This is a genomic window from Prosthecobacter sp. (genome assembly GCF_046154365.1).
In the GTDB taxonomy this organism is placed as follows: Bacteria; Verrucomicrobiota; Verrucomicrobiia; order Verrucomicrobiales; family Verrucomicrobiaceae; genus Prosthecobacter.
This window is the reverse complement of the sequence record NZ_JBJXFV010000195.1, coordinates 1-15,753: the sequence shown is the minus strand read 5'-3', so window position 1 is coordinate 15,753 and position 15,753 is coordinate 1. Positions and strand designations below refer to the sequence as shown.

At 61.4% G+C, this 15,753-nt stretch carries 14 protein-coding genes; 6 read left to right on the top strand and 8 right to left on the bottom strand.

Annotated elements, in window-relative coordinates; all coding sequences use genetic code 11:
* Positions 1 to 10: 10 nt before the first annotated feature.
* On the top strand, positions 11 to 3,292 hold the full coding sequence (locus ACKVY0_RS25380) for a fused MFS/spermidine synthase (protein ID WP_409217663.1): 3,282 nt from the start codon (positions 11 to 13) through the stop codon (positions 3,290 to 3,292).
* 229 nt (positions 3,293 to 3,521) lie between these two features.
* Here ACKVY0_RS25380 and ACKVY0_RS25375 read toward each other — a convergent pair whose 3' ends face one another.
* The 6 genes from ACKVY0_RS25375 to fbaA form a co-directional block, all read right to left on the bottom strand.
* Positions 3,522 to 4,577 carry a fructose-bisphosphatase class II family protein gene (locus tag ACKVY0_RS25375; RefSeq protein WP_409217662.1) on the bottom strand — a complete coding sequence of 352 codons (1,056 nt, stop codon included), beginning with the start codon at positions 4,575 to 4,577 and terminating at the stop codon, positions 3,522 to 3,524.
* A gap of 30 nt (positions 4,578 to 4,607) precedes the next feature.
* A complete protein-coding gene (gene mutM, locus ACKVY0_RS25370) occupies positions 4,608 to 5,420 on the bottom strand; it encodes a bifunctional DNA-formamidopyrimidine glycosylase/DNA-(apurinic or apyrimidinic site) lyase (RefSeq protein ID WP_409217661.1) in 813 nt (270 codons plus the stop codon).
* Between the two features lie 2 nt (positions 5,421 to 5,422).
* Positions 5,423 to 5,866: a Fe-S cluster assembly sulfur transfer protein SufU gene (gene sufU, locus ACKVY0_RS25365; protein WP_409217660.1), complete on the bottom strand. Its 444-nt coding sequence runs from the start codon at positions 5,864 to 5,866 to the stop codon at positions 5,423 to 5,425.
* Positions 5,866 to 7,083, bottom strand: a complete 1,218-nt coding sequence (locus ACKVY0_RS25360; protein WP_409217659.1) for a cysteine desulfurase — start codon at positions 7,081 to 7,083, stop codon at positions 5,866 to 5,868. The genes sufU and ACKVY0_RS25360 overlap by 1 nt, the downstream gene beginning before the upstream one ends.
* A gap of 17 nt (positions 7,084 to 7,100) precedes the next feature.
* On the bottom strand, positions 7,101 to 7,373 hold the full coding sequence (locus ACKVY0_RS25355; protein ID WP_409217658.1) for a hypothetical protein: 273 nt from the start codon (positions 7,371 to 7,373) through the stop codon (positions 7,101 to 7,103).
* Between the two features lie 364 nt (positions 7,374 to 7,737).
* Positions 7,738 to 8,769, bottom strand: a complete 1,032-nt coding sequence (gene fbaA / locus ACKVY0_RS25350; protein WP_409217657.1) for a class II fructose-bisphosphate aldolase — start codon at positions 8,767 to 8,769, stop codon at positions 7,738 to 7,740.
* A 171-nt stretch (positions 8,770 to 8,940) separates the two neighbouring features.
* On the opposite strand from fbaA, the gene ACKVY0_RS25345 reads away from it, so the two are divergent.
* The gene (locus ACKVY0_RS25345) at positions 8,941 to 9,153 is read left to right on the top strand and encodes a hypothetical protein (protein WP_409217656.1); all 213 of its coding nucleotides are present in this window, start codon (positions 8,941 to 8,943) and stop codon (positions 9,151 to 9,153) included.
* Between the two features lie 3 nt (positions 9,154 to 9,156).
* On the opposite strand, the gene ACKVY0_RS25340 is transcribed toward ACKVY0_RS25345, so the two are convergent.
* Both ACKVY0_RS25340 and ACKVY0_RS25335 read right to left on the bottom strand, forming a co-directional pair.
* Positions 9,157 to 10,131 (bottom strand): hypothetical protein, encoded by a 975-nt coding sequence (locus ACKVY0_RS25340; protein WP_409217655.1) that lies wholly within the window; start codon positions 10,129 to 10,131, stop codon positions 9,157 to 9,159.
* Positions 10,132 to 10,137: 6 nt separating this feature from the next.
* Complete coding sequence (locus ACKVY0_RS25335; protein WP_409217654.1) at positions 10,138 to 11,412, bottom strand: OmpA family protein; 1,275 nt, start codon at positions 11,410 to 11,412, stop codon at positions 10,138 to 10,140.
* A 146-nt stretch (positions 11,413 to 11,558) separates the two neighbouring features.
* Here ACKVY0_RS25335 and ACKVY0_RS25330 point away from each other — a divergent pair, with 146 nt between their 5' ends.
* The 4 genes from ACKVY0_RS25330 (at position 11,559) to accC (ending at position 15,517) form a co-directional block, all read left to right on the top strand.
* Positions 11,559 to 12,473: a PfkB family carbohydrate kinase gene (locus tag ACKVY0_RS25330; protein WP_409217653.1), complete on the top strand. Its 915-nt coding sequence runs from the start codon at positions 11,559 to 11,561 to the stop codon at positions 12,471 to 12,473.
* A gap of 94 nt (positions 12,474 to 12,567) precedes the next feature.
* On the top strand, positions 12,568 to 13,380 hold the full coding sequence (gene menB, locus ACKVY0_RS25325; RefSeq protein WP_409217652.1) for a 1,4-dihydroxy-2-naphthoyl-CoA synthase: 813 nt from the start codon (positions 12,568 to 12,570) through the stop codon (positions 13,378 to 13,380).
* 106 nt (positions 13,381 to 13,486) lie between these two features.
* A complete protein-coding gene (gene accB, locus ACKVY0_RS25320) occupies positions 13,487 to 14,041 on the top strand; it encodes an acetyl-CoA carboxylase biotin carboxyl carrier protein (protein ID WP_409217651.1) in 555 nt (184 codons plus the stop codon).
* Between the two features lie 114 nt (positions 14,042 to 14,155).
* Positions 14,156 to 15,517, top strand: coding sequence for an acetyl-CoA carboxylase biotin carboxylase subunit (gene accC, locus ACKVY0_RS25315; RefSeq protein WP_409217650.1), 1,362 nt, complete (start codon positions 14,156 to 14,158; stop codon positions 15,515 to 15,517).
* The last annotated feature ends 236 nt before the right edge of the window (positions 15,518 to 15,753 follow it).

Genomic DNA, 15,753 nt, shown 5'->3' with positions numbered 1-15,753 from the left:
CCTTATGAACATGCTAGCCGCCCCTCAAACCCGCGCTCAGGCCACTCAGTTCGTCCTGGCGCTCATCCTCCTGCTCTCCGGCTTCTGCTCGCTGGTGTATCAAACGGTTTGGCTGCGGGAGTTTCGGCTCGTGTTTGGCGGTGCAGCACCGGCGGCGGCGGCGGTGGTGGCGGTGTTCATGGGCGGACTTGGATTTGGCGGCAAATTGTTTGGCTCATGGGTGGAGCGTGTCGGGCGTCCGTTCCGGTTCTATGCGCGTCTGGAGGTCGGCATCGCCATCGCCGCAGTGGCTTCACCGGCGATGCTGGGCCTGGCACGCTCCCTTTATTTGAAAACCGGCGGCACAGCGGGCATGGGCCTCGGCGTGGCGACCTGCCTGCAACTCCTCATGACCGCGCTGGTGCTCGGCCTGCCCTGTTTCCTGATGGGCGGCACGCTGCCGGCGGCGATGAAGTTCGCGCAACGCGATGACGATCCGCGCCGGTCGATCACGGCGTTCTTTTACGGCATCAACATCGTCGGCGCGGTCACGGGAGCTGTGTTGAGCACGTTCTGGCTGCTGCCAACGCTGGGAAACAACGGCACGCTCACCATCGCGGTGCTGGCGAATCTGCTCATCGCCCTTGCGGCGGGCACGATCTCGATGTTCCAGGAAAAACAGCCGCGCCAGCCAGTTGTGGCAAGCGCACCGACCACAGAAGACGCTGTCGCCGCGAAAGCGCCATCTTCCTTCGTGCTCGCCGCCGCGTTCATGAGCGGCTTCACCTTCTTTGTGGCGGAACTCGTGTGGTATCGCATCTCGACACCGCTGCTCGGCGGCTCGGTGTTTGGCTTTGGCCTCGTGCTGTGCGTCGTGCTGGCCGGCATGGGCATCGGCGGGTTGCTGTACTCGCTGATCCTGAAAAAAGCGGAGCCCAGCATCGCAGGTTTCACCATCGTGTCTGCCTTGCAGGCGCTGGCCATCTTGGTGCCGTATGCGCTCGGCGATCGCATCGCGCATCTCGCCCTCATCTTGAATGACAGCCTGCGCGGCGTCGGCCTCACGCAGATGGCCATGGGCTGGGCGGTGGTGATGGGTACGCTTGCCTTCCTGCCTTCGCTGCTCAGTGGCATTCAGTTCCCGCTGCTCGTGTCGCTGCTTGGTCGTGGCAATGCCGGCGTAGGTCAGCAGCTCGGTCGTGCGTATCTTTGGAACACCTTTGGCTCCATCTCCGGCTCGTTGCTCGGCGGCTTTTTGCTGGTGCCGTTGATCGGATTGAAAGGCTGCTGGCTGCTCGCCGCGCTGCTAGTCGCCACCATGTCCGCTGCGTCGCTGTGGCTGCAAATCCGCCGCAATGCATGGGACGACAGCGCTTCCTTTGCCACACGCTTCTCCTGGAACGGTCGTTTCGCGCTCTGCGCTCTCGTGGCCTGCGGCTTCTGTGCCTTCTGGACCACCGGCCCCACCGCAGTATGGATGCACACGCCCATCGGCTACGGTCGCGTGAGTGACGATTTCCGCAGTGCGCTCGGTTTGGAAACCTGGCAGCGCAATGCGCAGCGTTCGCTGGTGCAGGCCTACGATGGTCGTGAAACCAGTGTCGCCGTCGTCAGCGGCATGCAGTACTCGTTTTTGACCAATGGCAAGAGCGACGGCTCCGCCGTGGGCGACGCCTCCACGCAGGTCATGCTCGGCATCACCGGTGCCATTTTGCATCCCCATCCGCAGAACGCCTGCGTCGTCGGTCTCGGCACCGGCACCACCGCCGGTTGGCTGGCGGATGTGCCGGGCATGCAGCGCGTCGATGTGCTCGAACTCGAGGCGGAAATCCGCAAGGTGGCCGAATTCTTCGATCCCGTGAGCCGCAACGCGATGCAGCATCCGCGCGTCAACAACATCACCGGTGATGCCCGTGAATTCCTGCTCACCAAGGGCGAGAACTACGATCTCATTGTTTCCGAGCCGTCGAATCCCTGCCGTGCCGGCGTGGCAAACCTCTACACCCGTGAATTCTACCGCAACGCCAGCCAGCGCCTCACCAAGAACGGCATCTTCTGCCAGTGGTTGCAAGGCTATGAGGTCGAACCCGCCACCATCAGCACCGTCATCACCACCCTGCGCCAGGTATTCCCCAAGGTCGAGGTCTGGGCCACGCAGAGCGTCGATATGCTGCTCATCTGCTCGAACGACGACACGCCCTGGTCGCTCGAATCGCTGCGCCAGCGCGTCAAAATCGAGCCGATGGCCGAGGCGCTGCGCCGCTTCTGGCAGACCGACACGGCAGAAGGCTTCCTCACCGGCTGCCTCGCCAACAGCGACTACTGCTCCGCCATCGCCGCCGCGACCAAAACGGTGAACACCGACGACATGAACCGTCTCGAGTTCAGTTTTGCCCGCAGCGTGGCGAAGAAAAACAACTGCTCGCTCGATCTCGCCCGTGCGGCCACCCGCGCCGGTTGTTACCTGCCGAAAGTCGATGCCGCCATCGACACGCCGCTGTACCTCGCCGAGCGCCTGCACCTGCCGGGCCGCTTGTGGCGCTCCGCCTCCGCCGACGTGCTCCCAGCCGAGACTGCGGCGGCGGTGCGTGCGCGTGTGCCGCAGTTGAAGTCCTTCTGGAGCCAGCGTTACGCCGACTACCTCGCCGCACCGTTCCCGGCCTCGCCCGTGCTGGCGGATCGTGTGCTGCTCGCGCAGGCCAAGGCCCGCATGGGCGCGCCGGATGCCTTTGCCGCCATTGATGCCATCGCGCCGCTCTCGGCAGTGGATGCGCATTGCCTGCGGGCCATTGCCTGCCAGGTGCAGCAAAAGTCGGCTGAGGTGCTGGTTCACCTCGAACACGGCCTCGACGGCCTCATGGTTTCCCCTTGGTGCCACATTCCGCTCGTGATCGAATCGCTCGACCTCCTCCGCGAACTCGCCAAAACGCCGGCCGCCGTGCAGGATCCGCGTTTTGCCATCATCTTTGACAAACTCGCCCGCGACTACCCCGTGCAGGTCGCGCGCAACGTCCGCCTCGGCATGCGCTGTGAGATGGCCATGCACCTGAAGCTGCCGCAGCAGCTCGCCGCCATCGCCAGTCTCGGTCAACCCTATCCGTGGCATGGTCGTGCCCTCGCCATGCGCGTCAGCGCCTACCTCCAGGCCAGTGATCCCCGTCTCGATGCCGCCCTGGATGACATGAACCGCTTCCTCGACCAGGGCGGCAAGATCGGCGGCGAAGCCCCGCCCTTCGTCGTCCAGATGAAGCAACCGGTGCCAGCCACCGCCCCCGTGCAGGAGATGGTACTCGGCGCGCAAGCCAGTGAGTGAACGGTGAACATGAAACCTAGAAACCTCAGTTGATAGTGGCTGGTGAACTCTTCGCCATCCAATTCCACGATGAACTTGCAGCATTTGCGGTGCATCTGCGTAAGGGCGGAGATGGCATCCATTTTGCCATCATTCATGCTGGTGATGGAACCAGGAACTCCTCGATGGAAACCTTGGGCGAACCTTTCTCTCTTGCGCCCAACATTCCCAACCTACGCCCAGAACTGGCTCAAGCCCGCAACGGCACCACCTTGCGGTCGAGATCATGCACGGCGTGGATGCGGCGGACGGTGCCGCTGCGGGTGCGCATGAGGATGGAGTGGGTTTCGACGCGGTGGCCGAACAGGCGGCAGCCGGGCAGCAGCGGGCTGTCGCTGATGCCGGTGGCACAAAAGAGGGCGCTTTCGCCGACGATGAGTTCATTCACGCGAAAGACCTGGTTCATCTCGGCAACGGAACTTTGCGCGGCGACTTCGGCGCGATGTGCCTCGTCGTGAAACCACATGCGCATCTGCATGTCGCCACCGAGGCATTTCAACGCGGCGGCGGCCAGGATGCCTTCGGGTGAGCCGCCGATGCCGACGTAGAGATCGCAGGTGGATTCGGCTTCGGGCATGGAGGGGGCCACGGCAGCGGCGATGTCGCCATCGGTGACCATGCGCAGCGCGGCACCGGTGCGGCGCACTTGATCGACGATGTCATGGTGGCGCGGACGATCCATGGTGACGACCACGACATCCCGTTCGCGTTTGCCCAGCGCTTCGGCGACGAAGCTGATGACCTCTTGCAGCGGCATGTCGAGGAAGCAGCGGTCCCCCCTGCCCTCCAGCGCACGCTTTACCGCCGGACCATAGGCAATCTTGTGGCTGTAGAAGCTGGGGATGCTTTTCATCGCGCACGGTGCGCCGTCGGGAATTTGTGCGGCGGCGATGACAGAGATGCTGTTCGGCAACCCCTTCGCGATGTTGCTGGTGCCGTCGATGGGATCGAGGGCGATGTTGAAACGCGGCGTGCCATCGCGCCAGGTGCCGAGGTGTTCGCCGACGAAGATGCCGGGGGCGTTGTCCTTGATGCCTTCGCCGATGACGACTTCGCCACGGATGTCGAGGATGTCGAACACGCCGTAGATCGCGCTGCACGCCGCACCGTCGGCGAGTTCCTTTTCACCACGCCCGAGCCAGTGAATGGCCTGCAACGCGGCGTTTTCGGTGGCACGGACGAATTCAAATTCGAGTACGCGTTCGAGATCGTGGGAACTACGGAGTGGTGGGAGCGTCGTGGACATGATCGTAGGCTAGATGAGGATGCGCTGGCTTCAACGCTGACATTTCGGGCAGAAGAAGGTGGAGCGTTGGCCTTGGACGATGCGTTTGACCTTCGCTGCGCAAACGCGGCAGGGTTCACCGGCGCGATCATAGACGCTCAGGGTGCGTTTGAAGTAGCCGGGCTCGCCGCTTTCGTTCACAAAGTCGCGCAATGTCGTGCCGCCCATCTTGATGGAGGCTGCCAGGACTTTGCGGATGGCTTTGACGAGTTTTTCAAGCTGCGGGCGCGTGACTTTGCCGGCGGCTTTGCGTGGATTGATGCCAGCCATGAATAATGCCTCGCTGGCATAGATGTTGCCGACGCCAACGACGACATGCGCATCCATGAGCACCTGCTTGATCGCGGCGGTCTTGCCTTTGCAGGCGGCGTGCAGATGCGCGGCGGTGAATGCTTTGCCGAGTGGCTCAGGACCGAGATTTTTGAGCAGCGCATGCTGCATGGGATCACCCTCGAGCCACAACGCAGCTCCGAAGCGCCGCGGATCATGCAGGCGGAGCTGTTTGCCGGAATCGAGCGTGATGGCGAGGTGGTCGTGCTTTTTCCACGGCGTGTCGGGCGGCAGCACGCGCAGATTGCCCGACATGCCGAGATGGAGCATGAGCGTGCCTTTGGCGGTGCCAAAGAGCATGTATTTGGCCCGGCGCATGCTGGATTCGATGCGACAGCCGGTGAGTTCGTGGATCGTGTCCGGCACCGGCCAGCGTAGGCGTTTGTCGCGCACGATCACCTCGCGTACACGTTTGCCAATCAGATGCGGCGAAACACCGCGCAGCGTGGTTTCGACTTCAGGCAGCTCGGGCATGGCTATTGACCTTCAAGCGCCTGTTCGACGGCCCGCCAGGCCAGCATGGCGCACTTCACGCGTTGTGGGAATTTTTGCACACCTTCGAGCAGGATGAGTTCGCCGAGGGAATCTTCATCAACGGGCGTGCCGTCGCCCATGACGACGCGGCGGAAGTCCTCACGCATGGCGGCGGCCTGCTCCTTGGATTTGCCTTTGATCTTCTGCGTCATCATCGAGGCGCTGGCTTGGCTGATGGCGCAACCCTGACCGGTAAACTTGAGGTCGTCGATGTTTTGGCCGTCGTCGGACAGGCGCAGCCAGACGTCGATCTCATCGCCACAGGAAGGGTTGTCGCCATGCGCGTGCAGGCAGGGTGGCGGGATCTCACCGCGATTGCGCGGATTCTTGGAGTGATCGAGAATCACCTGCTGGTAGAGGTCGCGGAGGTCGTCGGAAAGAGGCATCAGGTGAAGAATTTACGAGCGGCGAGCAGGACTTCGACGAGCCGATTGATTTCCTCGATCGTGTTGTAGAAGTAGAAGCTGGCGCGGGTGGTGCCGGGAACTTTGAAGCGCTTCATCAGCGGCTGCGTGCAATGATGCCCGCCACGCATGGCGATGCCGTGGCTGTTAGCGAACTCAACAAGGTCATGCGGGTGCGCACAATCGAGATGGAAGGCAACGAGCGCCCCCCGGTGGCCGAAGTCCGGGCCGAGGATGCGGATGCCGGGCACCTCCCGCATCTGCTGCACGGCATAGTTGGAGAGATTGTGGTCGTGGCGCTGGATGTTTTCGAGGCCGATGGCCTCCAGGTAGTCGATGGCGGCACCGAGGCCGATGACACCGGCGATGTCGGGCGTGCCGGCTTCAAAGCGATGCGGCGGCGGCTTGTAGGTGCTGGCTTCGAGCGTGACGTTGAGGATCATTTCGCCGCCGCCATGCCAGGGAGGCATCGTTTCCAGCAACTCCATGCGGCCATACAGCACGCCGATGCCAGTGGGCGCACACATCTTATGGCCGGAGAAGACGAAAAAGTCACAGCCGAGATCGCGCACGTTGATCGGCATGTGTCCGGCGCTTTGCGCTCCATCGAGTAGCGTCACGGCACCGACGGCCTTCGCCTTGGCGCAGAGTTCACGGGCGGGATTGATGGTGCCGAGGGAGTTCGAGACGTGGACGAAGGCAAAGAGCTTCACCTGCTCCGTGAGCAACGTGTCAATGGCGGCGGAGTCGAGCGTGCCGTCATCGAGCACGGGAATGTGTTTCAAAATGGCACCCGTGCGTTGCGCGAGAAGCTGCCAGGGCACCAGATTGCTGTGATGCTCCATGCCGGTGACGAGGATGACATCACCCGCACGGAGATTCTGCGTGCCCCAGGTGTTCGCGACGAGGTTGATGCCCTCGGTGCTGCCACGGGTAAAAATGATCTCGTCATCCGAAGCCGCACCAATGAAACGTGCGACCTTTTTCCGTGCTGCTTCAAACGCATCCGTGGCCCTGGCGCTCAGATCATGCAGTGCGCGATGGACGTTCGCGTTGTCCCGCTCGTAGTAGCGCGACAGCGTGTTGATCACCGCACGCGGTTTCTGGCTGCTGGCAGCGCTGTCCAAATACACCAGCGGATGACCATGCACCTGCTGATCGAGGATGGGAAAATCTGAGCGAATGCGATGCCAGTCCATGACTTTGGACTCCAGCACTAGCGTGCCGCCATGCCGTGACGCGGCGAACTGGCAGGGGACACACGACCGGCGTAAATGCCACGGTTTTCAACCTGACGAGCACGATTTTTCAGGGCTTCAGGCGTGCTGCCACTAGGAGACTCATTTTCCGCCAAAAAACCCATGAGTGTCGAGCCAGCCTCATCCAGCATTTTCACCGGAAAGCTGTTCATCAGCCCACCCATGGTCCTGCAACTGGTGAGGCAGGAGAAAAGCAGGGCGCAGAGAGCAAGGCGGGGGAGTAATTTCATTTTCTCGTGTTTATCATGCCGTTCTAATTCTGTAAACAACAAGATGCTCAGCGCAAAACCAGTTGGGGACCTGCACTGGCGTGCCTTCTTGTTTTGGCCGCAAAGTTACCATTGCCAACCACTTGACGCCCCCGTGCCTCCATCGTTGACGGCGTTGGTTCACGCACGCCGTCTTTTCCGTTGTCAGCAACAAGCATTGCCAGCGGCGCAAGCCGCAAGGCTGTGCCGATAAGCCCACAGTTGCTCAACAACAGGCAGGTCACGAGGGCGAAGGAAAGACGGCTAATTAATGGCATTCATCGTGAATATCACGTCTCCCTCAAAGAGTAAACATCTTTGGTGTCTGCCGTACCGATGAGGCGCATCAGACGGTGCCGAAGATGGTCTTGCCGGTGCTCAGCAGGTCGTTGCAGGCTTCCTTCATGCGGTCGCAGAGGCCCTGTTCGGCTTTCTTGAGGTAGCTGCGGGGATCGTAGATTTTCTTGTCGCCGATCTCGCCGTCGATCTTGAGGACGCCGGCGTAGTTTTTGAGGATGTGGTCAGCGATGGGCCGGGTGAAGGCGTACTGCGTGTCGGTGTCGATGTTCATCTTCACGACGCCGTAGCCGAGGGTCTCACGGATTTCCTCAAGCGGGGTGCCGCTGCCGCCGTGGAAGACGAGGTCCATCTCGGCCTTGGCACCATACTTGTCCGTGACGGCAGCCTGGCCGTCCTTGAGGATAGTGGGCTTGAGTTTGACGGCGCCGGGCTTGTAGCTGCCATGCACGTTGCCAAAGGTGGCGGCGAACATGAAGCGGCCCAGTGGCGTGAGCGTTTCATACACGGTGAGCATGTCTTCGGGCGTGGTGTAGAGCTTGTCGGCAGCGACGCCGCTGGTGTCGTGACCGTCTTCTTCACCGCCGACGACGCCGGCTTCGACTTCGAGGATGATCTCATGCTTGGCGCACTCGATGATGAGGTCTTTGGAGAGGCGCATGTTCTCGGCCAGCGGCAGTTCGGAGGCGTCGAGCATGTGGCTGTTGAACAGATTGCCCTTGCCAGCGGCACGCCGTGCGGCAGTGGCGGCGATGAGCGGCTTCAAGAAGGTGTCCACCTTCTTCGGCTGGCAATGATCCGTGTGCAGAGCGACGAGGATGTTGTAGCGCTCGGCGAGAAGGTGAACGGCCTCGGCAAGGACGATGGCACCCAGCGCCATGTCTTTGACCGCTGTGCCGGAGGCGAACTCACCGCCACCCGTGGAAACCTGGATGATGCCGTCCGATTTCGACTCCGCGAAGGCCTTCAAGGCACCGTTGATGGTGGGCAGCGAGGTGACGTTGATGGCGGGATAGGCATAACCACCCTGCTGGGCGGCATCGAGCATGGCACGGTATTGAGCGGGGGTGGCGACGGGCATCTGTTGGGGGGGTGTTTGGGGGTAGCGCGCCGCAGGGGAGCAAGAATCAGGCCGGGTGCAAGGATCGCTTCGCCGGTGGGAGAAGTTAAGCATCAACCGTCTGACATTATGGGCGCAGACTCACAAAGCTCTTGTGTGTGATTCGATCTTTTGGGTAGCTTTGCGCTAACCATGACCAAAGCCCAAACCAAGAAGATCATCAGCGTGAACCTCGCGTTCTGGCTCGTTGCGATGCTGCTGCATCCGCTCGCCCAGATGCTCCCCACGGGATCAGGCAGTCCACCGAAGATATTGGAGTTGCTCATCCCGATCTTTTTCATCCTACTCGCTGGTGGGTCCACCTATCTGCTCAAGGCGGCGATTGGAACACCCAAAGACGACTGAACGTCAGTTCGTCTTCTTTGCCAGCAACTGCTGCGCCTGCTCGACCCAGCGTTCGCGCTGGATGCGGTCTTTGAAGGAGAGGCGTGAGGAGAGTTCTTTGATGTGCTCTTCATTCCAATGGGCGATTTGAAAGTACGTGTAGATGCCAAGTTCGTGCAGCCGCTGTTCGAGCACCTGAGCGATGCCTTTGAGGGCGGTGAGGTCGTCGATCTTTTCGGGCCGGGTTGGATAGATGAGCCCGAGCCGAGGATCGGCCATGGGCTGGATTTCGACGGCGGGCAACGGTGCCAGGGACAGTTCGGTCAGCGTGGGGATGGTGTCGGTGGGCACTAGGCCCGTGGGGGCGGACGCGGCATCGGCACTGTCCGAATCTGGCTTGGCTGGTGCAGCCGTCGGCGCGATGATGGCAGCGAGCGGTGAGGAATGACGGGCGGGTGGCGGCGGTGCTTCGGTCAGGGATAGCGTGGCGGTGGCAGGCTCGGCGGGTGGTGGCGTGGGCGTTTTGACCTCCTCGTCATTCGTCGCAGGTTCAGCGGGGGGCGGGGGTTTGAGGAAGGGACGGGCCTTGATGACATTGGCACGCGATTTCGGCAGCCGGTTCTTGGTGGAGATGCCCGTAGTGGGCGGGCGGATGTCGCGGGTGGTGATGGTTTCCAGGGTGACGGCGGGAACGGCAGCGGCGGCGGTCGTGCCTTCTGTGCTGGGCAAGTGGATGGTTTCCGTCGCTATCGCGACGGCAGGGCCGGATTTGACGGAATGATCGCCCACCTTGCGCTTCAGGCCGGCAATCTCATTCTTCATGGCGGCGGCTTCGCCCAACAGTTCGCGTGTCTTGCGTTTGTAGCGGCCCCAAGTGGCATAACCAAACAGCAGGCCGATGATGAAGAAGGTGATCCCCAGCACGGTGACGAAGGTGCCGCTGTGCATGAGCATGTAGAACAGCGGCTCAGTGGAAAGGGATTCAAAGTCGAATTTCATGGAGGGCTATTTGATGAGAAGTTCGACGCTGCGCGGAGTGGCCGGAGCCGAGGGTGAACCGGCGGGCACGGGATCAAAGACCACGGCGCTGACATCAGCGGTGGGCACGCCCTGCTCAATGAGGAAGGACAGCACGGCCTCGGCACGTGCCTTGCCAATGTCCTTCTCGACACTCTCCGGTCCGGCAGGATCAGGATGCGCGCCAATGACCAATCCCAGCGCCGGTCCGGCGGCGAGCAGCGTCGGCGCGAGCGTGGCGAGCTTCGTCTGCTCCAACGGTGGAATGCGCGCTGAGCCAGGGTCAAACACGAGCGTGAGGCCACGCAGGGCCTCGCGCAGCAGATCGAGTGTGGCGGGCGGCAGCTTGGATTGAATCTGATAGCCGGGAAAATGGTAGATGGAGGGCACAAGGGTGAAACGGGCGTCCACCTTCGCCGCACCAGTGACAGGACGCAGCAGCGCGAGCCAGGCGCTCTCCATCTGCCGCGTGGCGACACCTTCGAGGTGCGGGATGCCATCGCTCTTGATGGTGAACGAACGCGGTGGCGGGGCATTGAAGAAAGCACGCACGAAGGCCGCCAGCAGTTCCGGCTTCGCGAACGCGGCGGGCAGCACATGCGGGCTGGCCTTGAGTGCCGCAGGATCAACAACCCGTGAACCGGCGATCTCCGCCAGTGTGGCAACGAGTTCCTCTTTCACATCCGTGGCGGTAAGCAGGCCGCTTAGCACGATGGCGTCGTCCTTCGCCGTGATCTGCAGCTCCGCCGGCACGCGCAGCATGTCGAGAATGGGCTTGAGCATGCGACTGCCCGCCGTGAGCGGTGGCTTGATGCCCTCAGGCCAGCGCACTTCCGGTGCAGTGCGCAAGTCATCCGTGCGCAGCGTAAGATCGGGACGCAGCGCCGTGAGCAGGCGGCGCACGTCCGCGGTTTCATTGCCCTCGGGGAGCCAGCCGCTGAGTTGCAGCGTGTCTTTGTTCAGTGTTGCTTTGAGACTGGCCACGACATACAGACGGTCGGCACCGGGTTGCAAGCGCAGCGGCACGAGCGCTCGAATGGCGGTCAATGCCTTGTGCCGCGCCGTCGGATCAGGTGCCGCGCCGCTGATAGAGATGTCAAAGAAGCGCACATCGACGACCGGATTACGCACACCCGCCGCCTGCAACCGTGCGACCGCCTCTTGCGTGAGCGCGGGCAGATTTTCACGACAGAACAGCCACGCATGCACCCCGGTTGCCAGCGGCAGCAGGATCAGCATGAGAAAGACGAGGCTGAGGCGCATGAAAGAGTGTGAGGAGTGGCAATTGACACAGCGGGGTGGAAACCGATAATCGCGGCCCCGCTGGCCGATGTACCGTTAAAAGTTGGCTGCCCGCGAGGCAAGGATTAACTGCTTCATCTTATTCTTATCTAACCAAACACACACTCATGTCAGTCGTCATCGCCGGAACCGTCGCCCTTGATAATGTCAAAACCCCGCAGGATGCGCAGGAAAACCTGCTCGGCGGTTCCGCCAGCTACGCGGCGCTGGCCGCCAGCATCTTCTGCCAGCCGATCCATCTCGTCGGCGTCATCGGCCATGATTTTCCCCAGCCGCACCTCGACATGCTGGCCGCCCGCGGCATCACGCTGGATGGTTTGGAGCGCAGCAAGGGTGAATCCTTCACCTGGAGCGGCGAGTACCATGACGACATGAACAGCCGCACCACGCACAAGGTGGCGCTCAACGTATTGGAAAACTGGCAGCCAAAGCTCCCCGCCGCCGCACAGCAGGCCAAGGTGGCCGTGGCCGCGAACATGAGCCCGGACAACCAGATGCAGATGCTCGATCAGTGCCAGGCTGACTTCGTGACCGCCGACACGATGGATCTCTGGATCAACATCGCCAACGAGCGCCTCCATGATGTGCTCAAGCGCATCGACCTGCTCGTCATCAACGATGGTGAGGCCAAAGAATTCGCGGGGACGACCAATCTCGTCGATGCCGGCCGCCGCTTGCAGGCCAAAGGCCCGCGTTTCGTCATCGTGAAGCGTGGGGAGCACGGCAGCTTCCTGTTTGGCGAGAAGAAAGAAGACTTCTTCGCCTGCTCCGCCTACCCGCTGCATAGCGTGTTTGATCCCACCGGTGCGGGTGATTCCTTCCTCGGCGGTTTGTCCGGCTGGCTGGCCGCGAATGGCAAAACCAAGCCCACCTTCGATGATCTGAAGACCGCCGTCGTCCACGGCAGCGTCACCGCCAGCTACACCTGCGAGGCCTTCAGCACGCACAAGCTGCAAACGGTCACGAAGGCGGACATCGCGGCGCGTATTGCGGAACTGCGGAGTTTCACGGCATTCGCATAAAGTTTGCCGTTGTTTGCGGTGGTTGGCAGTCGTTTGCGATTGTTGTAAAACCACTGCAAACCAGCGCCAACAATAGCCAACCATCGCAAACCCCATGTGGACCACGATCAAACCCTTCACCGACATCAAGCTGGAGAAAACCAGCGACGGCATCGCCAAGATCACCATCAACCGGCCCAAAGTGCGTAATGCGTTTCGGCCACTGACGGTGAAAGAAATGTTGGAGGCGTTTGAGATCGTGCATGAGGACCGTGACGTCGGTGCCATCATTCTCTGCGGCGAAGGTCCCCTGGCCTTCTGCTCCGGTGGTGATCAAAAAGTGCGTGGCGATGCGGGTTACATCGGCGAAGACGGCGTGCCGCGGCTGAACATCCTCGATGTCCAGCGCAAGATCCGCACGATCCCGAAGCCCGTCGTCGCCATGGTGGCAGGCTATGCCATCGGCGGCGGGCATGTGCTGCACGTTGTCTGTGATTTGACCATCGCGGCGGACAACGCCCGTTTCGGCCAGACCGGCCCCAAAGTCGGCAGTTTCGACGGCGGCCTCGGTTCCAGTTACCTCGCCCGCATCGTCGGCCAGAAAAAGGCGCGTGAGATTTGGTATCTGTGCCGCCAGTATGATGCGCAGCAGGCACTGGACATGGGACTGGTGAACACCGTCGTCCCGCTCGCTGAACTCGAAGCCGAGACGCTGAAGTGGTGCCGTGAGATGCTCCAGCACTCGCCGCTGGCCCTACGCTGCCTCAAATCCGCGCTCAACGCCGATTGCGACGGCCAGATGGGCCTGCTCGACCTCGCCGGGAATGCCACGCTGCTCTATTACATGAGCGAGGAGGGCAAGGAGGGCAGAAACGCCTTTGTGGAAAAGCGGAAGCCGGATTTCTCCAAATTTCCGCGGATACCTTGAGCTTTGACGTCGGTTGGGACGGCTTGAAATTCAAGTGTGCCTTTATGGTTGCCATGAGCAGATGAGTTTGTAGTATCGGGCCGTTCGTTGACACACTCCTCCCGACATGGCCAAACGCACCACTACCAAACCAGCCCATTCTGCCACTTCCACCTCCTGCGCCTACGATCTGAAACAGATCCGTGAGATCGTCGGCCTGATGGCAGAAAACAACCTCACCTATTTCCATAGCGAGCAAGAAGGTGCCAAACTTGAACTCCGCCGCGGCTCGGACCTGGAGGCCGTGAAAGAACTGCTCAAGAGCATGCCCGTGGCCACCACTGCCGCACCGGTTGCCATGGCAGCGTCTCACGCTCCCGCAGCCGTGGCCGCGCCCAGTCTGACCAGTGCCGCCCCGACGGCCACCGCTGCCGACTCCCCGATGGGACCAACGATCAACTCCCCTATGGTCGGCACTTTTTACCGCAGCGCCACCCCAGGCGACAAGCCCTTCGCCAGCGTCGGCGACAGCGTCGATGAAAACTCCAATGTCTGCATCATTGAGGCGATGAAGGTCATGAACGAGATCAAGGCCGAAGCCCGCGGCACCATCGCCCGCATCCTCGTCGAAGACGGCAAGCCCGTGCAATACGGCCAGCCGCTGTTTGAACTGAGAGCCTAAGGCCAAGAGCACAGGGCCAAGAGTTCGGACCACCGCACTCCCGGCCCTTCATTCCACGCTCAAATGCTCCGTCTCTCCTCTTAGCTCTACGCCCCTAGCCCTTCGCTTCTTCCCATGTTCAAAAAAGTCCTCGTCGCCAACCGTGGTGAAATCGCCCTCCGCGTCATCCGCGCCTGCAAAGAACTCGATGTCAAAACCGTCGCCGTCTATTCTGAGGCGGATGTCGATTCCATGCACGTCCACTTCGCCGATGAAGCCATCTGCATCGGCCCCGGCCCCAGCAGCGAGAGCTACCTGAAGATGAGCCGCATCATCAGTGCGGCTGAAATCGCCAACGTCGATGCCATCCACCCCGGTTACGGCTTTCTCTCCGAGAAAGCGGAATTCGCCGAGATCTGCGACAAGTGTAAAATCAAATTCATCGGCCCCTCCGCCCGTGTCATCAGCATGATGGGCGACAAGAATGTGGCGCGTGCCACCGCCCTCAAGGCCGGCATCCCCATCACCCCCGGCTCCGACGGCCTCATCCACACCGAGGAAGAAGCCCTCGAGTGGGCGCGCAAGCTCGGCTACCCCGTCATGGTGAAGGCCAGCGCCGGCGGCGGCGGCCGTGGCATGCGTCCCGTGCTCAATGAGGCAACCCTCGGCTCCAGTTTCCAGGCCGCCAGTCTCGAGGCCATGAAATGCTTCGGCGACGGCTCCATGTACATGGAAAAACTCGTCGAAAAGCCTCATCACATCGAGTTCCAGGTCGTCGCCGACTCCCACGGCAACGTCATTCACCTCGGCGAGCGCGACTGCTCCATGCAGCGCCGCAACCAGAAGATCATCGAGGAGTGCCCCTCACCGAAAATGACCCCCAAGATGCGCAAACGCATGGGCGATGCCACCGTGAAGCTCTGCAAAGAGATCGGCTATGAAAACTGCGGCACCATCGAGTTCCTCGTCGATAACAAGTGCGAGAACTTCTACTTCATGGAGATGAACACCCGCATCCAGGTGGAGCATCCCATCACCGAAGAAGTTTATGGCTGCGATTTGATCAAGGAGCAGATCCGCATCGCCGCCGGCCTGCCACTTAGTGAGCACGTGCTCAAAGCCCAACCCCGCGGCCACGCCATCGAGTGCCGCATCAATGCCGAAGATCCTGCCCGCAATTTCGCCCCCAGCCCCGGCAAAATCACCCTGCTGTACACCTCCGGCGGCCGAGGCGTCCGTGTTGATACGCACGTCTATTCCGGTTACTCGGTGCCGCCGTATTACGACAGCATGATCGCCAAGCTCATCGTCACCGGTGCCACCCGCGACATCGCCATCCGCCGCATGCGCCGTGCGCTGGGCGAATTCACCGTCGAAGGCATCAAGACCGTGATTCCGCTACAGAGCAAAATCCTCACCACCTCCGACTTCCAGAACGGCCAGTATGACATCACCTGGGTGGAGAACTTCCTGCGGCAGGAAGGTCTAAAGGCGTAGAACTCGCGATACATGGCTCTGGCTGATGTGTTGGCCCGCTGGATGCTGCGGCGCTGTAAAAAAGTGCTCAGTCTTCAATCATCGCTGCGCCAAACTGAGCACTGAGCACTCAATGTCGTTAAGTTAAGGCGATCACAAATTTTTGTATGCGGTGGGCGCCATGCGTTTGGCGCGAGGCGTGCGCGGATTGGAGCGCCCTGGGCGTATTAGGCAGCGGGCACGTTGGAAGCAGCCGT

What these genes read in the sequence shown, in the direction of transcription:
- ACKVY0_RS25330 (WP_409217653.1), top strand. Translation starts at nt 11,559, where the DNA reads ATGTCAGTCGTCATCGCCGGAACCGTCGCCCTTGATAATGTCAAAACC.
- ACKVY0_RS25375 (WP_409217662.1), bottom strand. Translation starts at nt 4,577, where the DNA reads ATGTCCACGACGCTCCCACCACTCCGTAGTTCCCACGATCTCGAACGC.
- ACKVY0_RS25380 (WP_409217663.1), top strand. Translation starts at nt 11, where the DNA reads ATGCTAGCCGCCCCTCAAACCCGCGCTCAGGCCACTCAGTTCGTCCTG.
- fbaA (WP_409217657.1), bottom strand. Translation starts at nt 8,769, where the DNA reads ATGCCCGTCGCCACCCCCGCTCAATACCGTGCCATGCTCGATGCCGCC.
- ACKVY0_RS25340 (WP_409217655.1), bottom strand. Translation starts at nt 10,131, where the DNA reads ATGAAATTCGACTTTGAATCCCTTTCCACTGAGCCGCTGTTCTACATG.
- sufU (WP_409217660.1), bottom strand. Translation starts at nt 5,866, where the DNA reads ATGCCTCTTTCCGACGACCTCCGCGACCTCTACCAGCAGGTGATTCTC.
- accB (WP_409217651.1), top strand. Translation starts at nt 13,487, where the DNA reads ATGGCCAAACGCACCACTACCAAACCAGCCCATTCTGCCACTTCCACC.
- ACKVY0_RS25360 (WP_409217659.1), bottom strand. Translation starts at nt 7,083, where the DNA reads ATGGACTGGCATCGCATTCGCTCAGATTTTCCCATCCTCGATCAGCAG.
- ACKVY0_RS25355 (WP_409217658.1), bottom strand. Translation starts at nt 7,373, where the DNA reads ATGAAATTACTCCCCCGCCTTGCTCTCTGCGCCCTGCTTTTCTCCTGC.
- ACKVY0_RS25345 (WP_409217656.1), top strand. Translation starts at nt 8,941, where the DNA reads ATGACCAAAGCCCAAACCAAGAAGATCATCAGCGTGAACCTCGCGTTC.
- accC (WP_409217650.1), top strand. Translation starts at nt 14,156, where the DNA reads ATGTTCAAAAAAGTCCTCGTCGCCAACCGTGGTGAAATCGCCCTCCGC.
- mutM (WP_409217661.1), bottom strand. Translation starts at nt 5,420, where the DNA reads ATGCCCGAGCTGCCTGAAGTCGAAACCACGCTGCGCGGTGTTTCGCCG.
- menB (WP_409217652.1), top strand. Translation starts at nt 12,568, where the DNA reads ATGTGGACCACGATCAAACCCTTCACCGACATCAAGCTGGAGAAAACC.
- ACKVY0_RS25335 (WP_409217654.1), bottom strand. Translation starts at nt 11,412, where the DNA reads ATGCGCCTCAGCCTCGTCTTTCTCATGCTGATCCTGCTGCCGCTGGCA.